Origin of the sequence: Mycobacterium sp., from assembly GCF_050701675.1 — a bacterium.
GTDB lineage: Bacteria > Actinomycetota > Actinomycetes > Mycobacteriales > Mycobacteriaceae > Mycobacterium.
Map to the genome: position 1 here is coordinate 1 of NZ_JBOGDD010001054.1, position 6,890 is coordinate 6,890.

A 6,890-nucleotide genomic window follows, 5' to 3' on the forward strand; every position below is an offset into this window, starting at 1 on the left:
CCGCTTCAACCGGCTCGACGAGGCCCTCCAGATCATCCTTCCGATGCTCGAGGGCGAGCGTCCGACGTTCTCCGGCAAGTACTACCGCACGCAGGAGGCCATGGCAGAGCCGCGCTTCCGCAAGCACGTCCCACTGATGATCGGTGGCAGCGGCGAGAAGAAGACCATCCCCTTGGCGGTCCGGCACTTCGACCACCTGAACATCATCGCGGGCTTCGACGAACTGCCGCGCAAGGTGCAGGTGGTCCGCGAGAACGCCGAGAAGATCGGTCGCGATCCGGCCACGCTGGAGACCAGCATGCTGGTGATCGCGATCATCGGCGAGGGAATCACCGCCGACCTGATTCCCGAGGACTTCAGGCAGCAGGCCGTCTTCGGCAGCGCGGAGCAGGTGGCCGACCAGATCAAGACCAAGGTCCTCGATGCTGGGATCGACGGGGTCATCCTGAGCCCGGTCACCAGCTTGGACGGCTACCACCCCGGTGCCGTCACGGAGGTTGCGGAGAAGCTCAAGCCGGTGCTCGCCGGGTGAACTTCCGGAGGGCTGGAGCGGAGCGACCGGGTGAATAGACGGTGCGGTGGGTCATCTCACCGCGCTGCGGGGAAGTGCGCCGACTAACCTAGGGGTTGTACTGAGTAGGTTTTCGCACGCGAGGAGCAGCAATGAGCCACCCCGGAGCTACGGCAACGGATCGGCATAAGGTCGTCATCATCGGTTCCGGGTTCGGCGGATTGAACGCCGCCCAGAAGCTCAAGAAGGCCGACGTCGACATCAAGCTGATCGCTCGCACGACGCACCATCTGTTCCAGCCCCTGCTCTACCAGGTCGCCACGGGCATCATCTCCGAAGGGGAGATCGCGCCCCCGACTCGGCTCATCCTGCGCAAGCAGGAGAACGCGCAGGTGCTTCTCGGCGACGTCACGCACGTCGATCTGGAAGCCCAGACGGTCACCTCTGAGCTGCTCGGGCACGACTACACGACGCCGTACGACAGTCTGATCATCGCGGCGGGCGCCGGGCAGTCGTACTTCGGCAACGACCACTTCGCCGAGTTCGCGCCCGGCATGAAGTCGATCGACGACGCGTTGGAGCTGCGCGGCCGCATCCTGGGCGCCTTCGAACAGGCAGAGCGCTCCAGCGACCCGGTGCGGCGTGAGAAGTTGTTGACGTTCGTCGTCGTCGGTGCCGGCCCAACCGGTGTCGAGATGGCAGGCCAGATACAAGAATTGGCCGACCAGACACTCAAGGGCAGCTTCCGGCACATCGACCCGACCGAGGCGCACGTCATCCTGCTCGACGCCGCTCCGGCAGTCCTGCCGCCGATGGGCAAGAAGCTGGGCCTCAAGGCGCAGGCCCGGCTGGAGAAGATGGGCGTCGAGATCCAGCTCAATGCCATGGTGACCGACGTCGACCGTAACGGCATCACGGTGAAGGACGCCGACGGCACGATCAGGCGCATCGAGTCGGCCTGCAAGGTGTGGTCTGCCGGTGTGGCGGCGAGCCCGCTCGGCAAGGACCTGGCCGAGCAGTCGAGCGTCGAACTCGACCGTGCGGGCCGCGTGAAGGTGCTGCCCGATCTGTCCATCCCCGGTCACCCGAACGTCTTCGTCGTCGGCGACATGGCAGCCGTCGAAGGCGTCCCCGGGATGGCCCAAGGCGCCATCCAGGGCGGCAAGTACGCGGCCAACTTGATCAAGGCAGAGATCAAGGGCGCCGATTCGAGCGTCCGCGAGCCATTCAAGTACTTCGACAAGGGCTCGATGGCGACGGTGTCGAAGTACAACGCCGTCGCGCAGGTCGGCAAGCTGGAATTCGGCGGCTTCATCGCGTGGCTAGCCTGGCTGGGACTGCACCTGATCTACCTCGTCGGGTTCAAGACGAAGATCGCGACGCTTCTGTCCTGGGCCGTGACGTTCCTGAGCCGCAGCCGCGGACAGCTCACCATCACCGAGCAGCAGGCCTACGCGCGTACCAGGATCGAGCAACTCGAGGATCTGGCGGCGGCAAAGGAAGACGAGCGGGCGGCGAGTTAGAGTCGGTCGCCCCGCCAGGTGGCGAGGCAACCGCCCGCGGCCAGGTCGAGCGTGGTTCCGGCTGCCTCGAAACCCGTTTGTGGATAGCGTAATTCGCTGACACAGGCCAGGGGCGTGCCGAGCTCGTCGTCGGCGACGGAGCCGGTTCCCAGTTCGATGCGGTGGCGCAGGAGCGGTGCGCCATCGACGTCGGCGTACAACGAACCGCTCCAGAAACCCTGCCGCTCGTGAGATCTGCCGATCTGGATGCGTTCGCGCAGGCGCACGCTCCCCTCCCCGGTCACGGTCAGCCTGGTCGACGTCAGGTGCCGCGCCGCCCCGGCGACGATGGTGGGCTGCGGGTCGACGTCGAGCCGTCCGGCCACCTCGAGATCCCAGCTCGCGCGTGACTCCATGGTGACCGTGCCAGGCATCGCCATCGTCGCGGCCACGCTGCGCAGCCGGAGTGCGGCACCGTGTTCGACCACCACCCGCACCCTGATGGTGTCCCCGCCCAGCGGCGTGGCCGCGGCCGAAACCAGGTGCACGGTGTCGGCGTCGGTGCGGCGGCCCGCCAACCCACCGACGCACTCGATGCGGGGGGCGCGGTTCCGTGACGCGACGATCAGAACATCGGAAAGCATGGTGGCCCGGTGCCTTACACCGGGACGCGCAGCTGTTGATGCACCCAGTCGAGGACCAGTGCAGCCGTGGGGTCCTCGGTCAGCGAGATCAGCACCGTCGGGCGGTTCCCGCGGACCTTGGCCGCGTCGCGGCGCATCACGTCGAGGTCCGCTCCCACCATCGGCGCCAGGTCCGTCTTGTTGACGACGAGCAGATCCGAGAACGTCACGCCGGGACCACCCTTGCGCGGCACCTTGTCTCCCCCCGCCACGTCGACGACGAAGATCTGCGCGTCGACCAGGCCCGAGGAGAACGTGGCCGTCAGATTGTCGCCGCCCGACTCGACGAGGATCAGATCGAGCGACCCGATGCCCGCGATCAGGTCGTCGATGGCGTCGAGGTTCGCGGTGATGTCGTCACGGATGGCGGTGTGCGGACAGCCGCCGGTCTGTACCGCCGCGATGCGCTCGTCGGGGAGCACCGCGTGCCTGCGAAGGAAGTCGGCGTCCTCGGTGGTGTAGATGTCGTTGGTCAGCACCGCAAGCGACAACTCATCGCGCAACTGTCTGCACAGCGCGGCCACCAACGCGGTCTTGCCAGACCCGACCGGCCCTCCGATGCCGATGCGCAGTGGCTCGCCCTCCTGGCGGACGCGCCGTGGACGATCGACGTGGGTGTGGGGCTCACCGTCGAGCAGATGTGGTGGCATGGCATACCTTTCTCCAGACGTACTTCACGACGCGAAGAGCGGCCGGTCTCGTTCGACGTGACGCTGGGCCAATACGTCGAGCAATGGATCGGACAGATCGGCTAGTTCCTTGGTCGCCTCGGCGGCGGTCTGGTCGCACAGCGGCGAAAGCTCGAAGATCAGCCCCGCGACGTCGCCAGGATCGAGGGCCAGTAACCGTTGGGCTGCGGTCGCGGAGCCCGTCATCGTCGTGTAGACCACCGAGAGCGCGGTCTGCTCCGGCAGCAGTCCACTGGCCGAACCGACCGAGCCGGCCGCCACGCCGAGGTGGGGTTTGACGCCGACCGAGTCCCAGTCGTGGGCCGGCCACACCTTGCGGGCCAACCTCACCAGGCCCCTCCCCTGGGCCCGCGACGCACTGCGCGCCGCGGGAGCCGGTGTCCGGGCGTCGGTTTCACCGTCGGCGTCCGCGACGCTCAGCGTGCCGTCGTGCACGGCGCTCGCGATCGAAGCGGTGACCAGACCACTGGTGCGGATGCGTCGGCGCAGGAAGGCGCGCAGCGTCGGCAGGTCCACCACCAGCCCACTGGCCACGCCCTCCTCGACACCACCGGAGTGGACGTGACCGCCGGTCGGCAGCCGAGAGTCCGCCAGCGCCAACAGGGTTGCCAGGCTGGACATCAGAAGAGGAAATATCGCTGTGCCATCGGCAGTTCGGTGGCCGGTTGCTCCGCCCAGACATCGCCGTCGATGGTGACGGTGAACGTGTCGGGGTCGACTTCGATGTGCGGCAGCGCGTCGTTGAGCGGCATATCCGCCTTGCTCACCTTGCGGACGTCGCCGACGGCGACGAGTCGGCGGTTGACCGCCAGGCGGTCGGCGAGACCGTCCTCGATGGCCTGCGGCGCGACGAAGTGCACCGACGTGGCGGCCGCTGCGGCCGGCGAAGCACCGAACATCGGCCTCGGCAGGACGGGCTGCGGCGTGGGGATCGACGCGTTCGCATCCCCCATCGCCGCCCACGCGATCATGCCTCCCTTGATCACCGCATGCGGGCGCACTCCGAAGAAGGCGGGTTCCCACAGCACGAGATCGGCGAGCTTGCCGACCTCGACGGACCCGATCTCGTGGTCGATGCCATGCGCGATGGCCGGACAGATCGTGTACTTGGCGACGTACCGGCGCACCCGGTTGTTGTCGGCCGCCCCGTCGCCCTCCAGCGCCCCGCGCCGCTTCTTCATCACGTGTGCGGTCTGCCAGGTACGCAGCACCACCTCGCCGATGCGGCCCATCGCCTGCGCGTCGCTGCCGATCATCGAGATCGCGCCGATGTCGTGCAGCAGGTCCTCTGCGGCGATCGTCGACGGCCGGATCCGGCTCTCGGCGAACGCGAGATCCTCTGGGACGCTGGGGTTCAGGTGGTGGCACACCATCAGCATGTCGAGGTGCTCGTCGAGGGTGTTGACGGTGTGCGGCCGCGTCGGGTTGGTGGAGCTGGGCAGCACGTTGGGATGCGATACCACGGTGATGATGTCTGGCGCGTGCCCGCCGCCCGCTCCCTCGGTGTGGTATGCGTGGATCGCTCTTCCGTTGATGGCGGCGAGCGTGTCCTCGACGAAGCCCGCCTCGTTGAGAGTGTCGGAATGCAGGTTCACCTGGACCCCTGCGACGTCGGCGACGGTCAGGCAGGCGTCGATGGCCGCGGGCGTCGTGCCCCAGTCCTCGTGCAGCTTGAATCCTGCTGCGCCCGCACGTAGTTGCTCCCACATGGCTTCGGCGCTGACGGTGTTGCCCTTGCCGAGCAGCACGACGTTGAGTGGCCAGGTATCGAGCGCCTCGAGCATGCGGGCCAGATGCCAGGCGCCGGGAGTCACCGTCGTGGCCTTGCTGCCCTCGGCAGGTCCGGTGCCGCCCGCGACGATCGTGGTGATACCGCCGCCGAGGGCCTCCTCCATGATCTGCGGGCAGATCAGGTGGACGTGACAGTCGATGGCGCCTGCGGTGAGGATGCGTCCATTGCCCGCGATGATCTCGGTGGACGGCCCCACCACCAGGTCGGGATGCACCCCGGACATGATGTCGGGATTGCCCGCCTTGCCGATGGCGGCGATGCGGCCGTCGCGAATGCCGACGTCGGCCTTGATGATTCCCCAGTGATCGATGATCACCACGCCGGTGATGATGGTGTCGGGCGCGCCGTCGGCACGGGTGGCCCGTGACTGACCCATGGACTCGCGGAGCACCTTGCCGCCGCCGAAGACGGCCTCGTTGCCCGCCAAACCCGGGCCGCCGCTGCGGTCCTCGGTGATCTCGATGAAGAGGTCGGTGTCGGCGAGCCGGATCTTGTCGCCCGTGGTGGGGCCGAAGAGCGCGGCGTAACGGCTACGGGAAAGCTCACTCACTCGATATCCAACTTTCCTGGCGGATTCAGCGACAGGCCGTGCACCTCACGAGTGCCGGCCAGCGGGATGAGCGAAACCTGCTGGGCGATACCGGGTTCGAAGCGAACCGCGGTGCCCGCCGGGATGTCGAACCGGTGGCCGTGAGCAGCCACGCGGTCGAACTCCAGCGCGGCGTTGGCCTGCGGCAGGTGGACGTGGCTGCCGACCTGGACCGGCCGGTCCGCGGTGTTCACCACGTCGAGCACGAGCCTTTCGGCGCCCTCGTTGATGGTGATGTCGCCATCTCCGAACACGATCTCTCCTGGGATCACTGGCTCACCTCAAGGGATCGGATGGTGGACGGTGACGAGCTTGGTGCCGTCGGGGAAGGTCGCCTCCACCTGAACGTCGTGCAGCATTTCGGGCACGCCCTCCATCACCTCGTCGCGGCCGAGTACGTCACGACCGCTGTTCATCAGCTCGGCCACCGATCGGCCGTCGCGCGCGCCTTCGAGGATGTGGTCGGTGATCACCGCGACCGTCTCGGGATGGTTGAGCCGCAGCCCCCGCGCCTTTCGGCGTCGGGCGAGTTCGGCCGCGTAGGAGATGAGCAGGCGTTCCTGCTCGTGCGGTGACAAGCGCATAGATCGCGATCCTGCCACGGCGCGGGACTGTCAGCAGCGCACGCGCGAGGGGCCCCGGCGCGCGCAGTTGGGCTAGCCCTCGTTCGGCAGGTTCTGCAGCCGGACCTGACCGCGCGCGACGACGCGATCGTTCGTATCGGTGATGGTGATGACCCACAGCTGCTGGCGTCGGCCGCGATGGATCGGGGTGGAGACCGCCGTGACCATTCCCGCGGTGATGGCCCTGAGGAAGTCCGTGTTGTTGTTGACGCCGACGACCTTGTCTCCGCCGCCGTTCGCCTTGAGCCAGACCGCTGCGGAGATGCTGGCCACGCTCTCCACGATCGAGCAGTAGACGCCGCCGTGCACGATCCCGTGGGGCTGGAGCAGCTTGTCGGTGATGGTCAGTTGCGCCGTTGCCCCGTCGGGGGTCACCTCCACATAGGTGAGGCCGATCTCGTCGTCGAATCCGCCGCCCAAGCCCGTCGGCACCCAAGTCGTCATTCCGACGTGTCTACACGCATGGGAACGCCGATCAAAAAGCGGGCAGGCCCCGCACAC

9 protein-coding genes are annotated in these 6,890 nt (G+C 67.5%); 2 read left to right on the forward strand and 7 right to left on the reverse strand.

Going from position 1 to position 6,890, the window contains the following annotated elements; all coding sequences use genetic code 11:
- Positions 1 to 532: LLM class flavin-dependent oxidoreductase (locus ACRDUX_RS32370; protein ID WP_526420199.1), on the forward strand; the 532-nt coding region annotated here is incomplete at its 5' end.
- Positions 533 to 663: 131 nt separating this feature from the next.
- Positions 664 to 2,034, forward strand: coding sequence for a type II NADH:quinone oxidoreductase Ndh (gene ndh / locus ACRDUX_RS32375; RefSeq protein WP_526420201.1), 1,371 nt, complete (start codon positions 664 to 666; stop codon positions 2,032 to 2,034).
- On the opposite strand, the gene ACRDUX_RS32380 is transcribed toward ndh, so the two are convergent.
- The 7 genes from ACRDUX_RS32380 to ACRDUX_RS32410 form a co-directional block, all read right to left on the reverse strand.
- Positions 2,031 to 2,657 carry an urease accessory protein UreD gene (locus tag ACRDUX_RS32380; protein WP_526420203.1) on the reverse strand — a complete coding sequence of 209 codons (627 nt, stop codon included), beginning with the start codon at positions 2,655 to 2,657 and terminating at the stop codon, positions 2,031 to 2,033. The two genes, ndh and ACRDUX_RS32380, sit on opposite strands and share 4 nt — an antisense overlap.
- Before the next feature lie 14 nt (positions 2,658 to 2,671).
- Complete coding sequence (gene ureG, locus ACRDUX_RS32385; protein WP_526420205.1) at positions 2,672 to 3,346, reverse strand: urease accessory protein UreG; 675 nt, start codon at positions 3,344 to 3,346, stop codon at positions 2,672 to 2,674.
- Between the two features lie 24 nt (positions 3,347 to 3,370).
- Positions 3,371 to 4,006: an urease accessory protein UreF gene (locus ACRDUX_RS32390; RefSeq protein ID WP_526420207.1), complete on the reverse strand. Its 636-nt coding sequence runs from the start codon at positions 4,004 to 4,006 to the stop codon at positions 3,371 to 3,373.
- Complete coding sequence (locus ACRDUX_RS32395) at positions 4,006 to 5,727, reverse strand: urease subunit alpha (RefSeq protein ID WP_526420209.1); 1,722 nt, start codon at positions 5,725 to 5,727, stop codon at positions 4,006 to 4,008. The genes ACRDUX_RS32390 and ACRDUX_RS32395 overlap by 1 nt, the downstream gene beginning before the upstream one ends.
- On the reverse strand, positions 5,724 to 6,038 hold the full coding sequence (locus tag ACRDUX_RS32400) for an urease subunit beta (protein WP_526420211.1): 315 nt from the start codon (positions 6,036 to 6,038) through the stop codon (positions 5,724 to 5,726). Before ACRDUX_RS32400 ends, ACRDUX_RS32395 begins: the two co-directional genes overlap by 4 nt.
- A 9-nt stretch (positions 6,039 to 6,047) precedes the next feature.
- Entirely contained in the window at positions 6,048 to 6,350 is a 303-nt protein-coding gene (locus ACRDUX_RS32405; protein WP_526420213.1) for an urease subunit gamma, read from the reverse strand.
- Between the two features lie 72 nt (positions 6,351 to 6,422).
- On the reverse strand, positions 6,423 to 6,833 hold the full coding sequence (locus ACRDUX_RS32410; protein WP_526420215.1) for a PaaI family thioesterase: 411 nt from the start codon (positions 6,831 to 6,833) through the stop codon (positions 6,423 to 6,425).
- Positions 6,834 to 6,890: the final 57 nt, after the last annotated feature.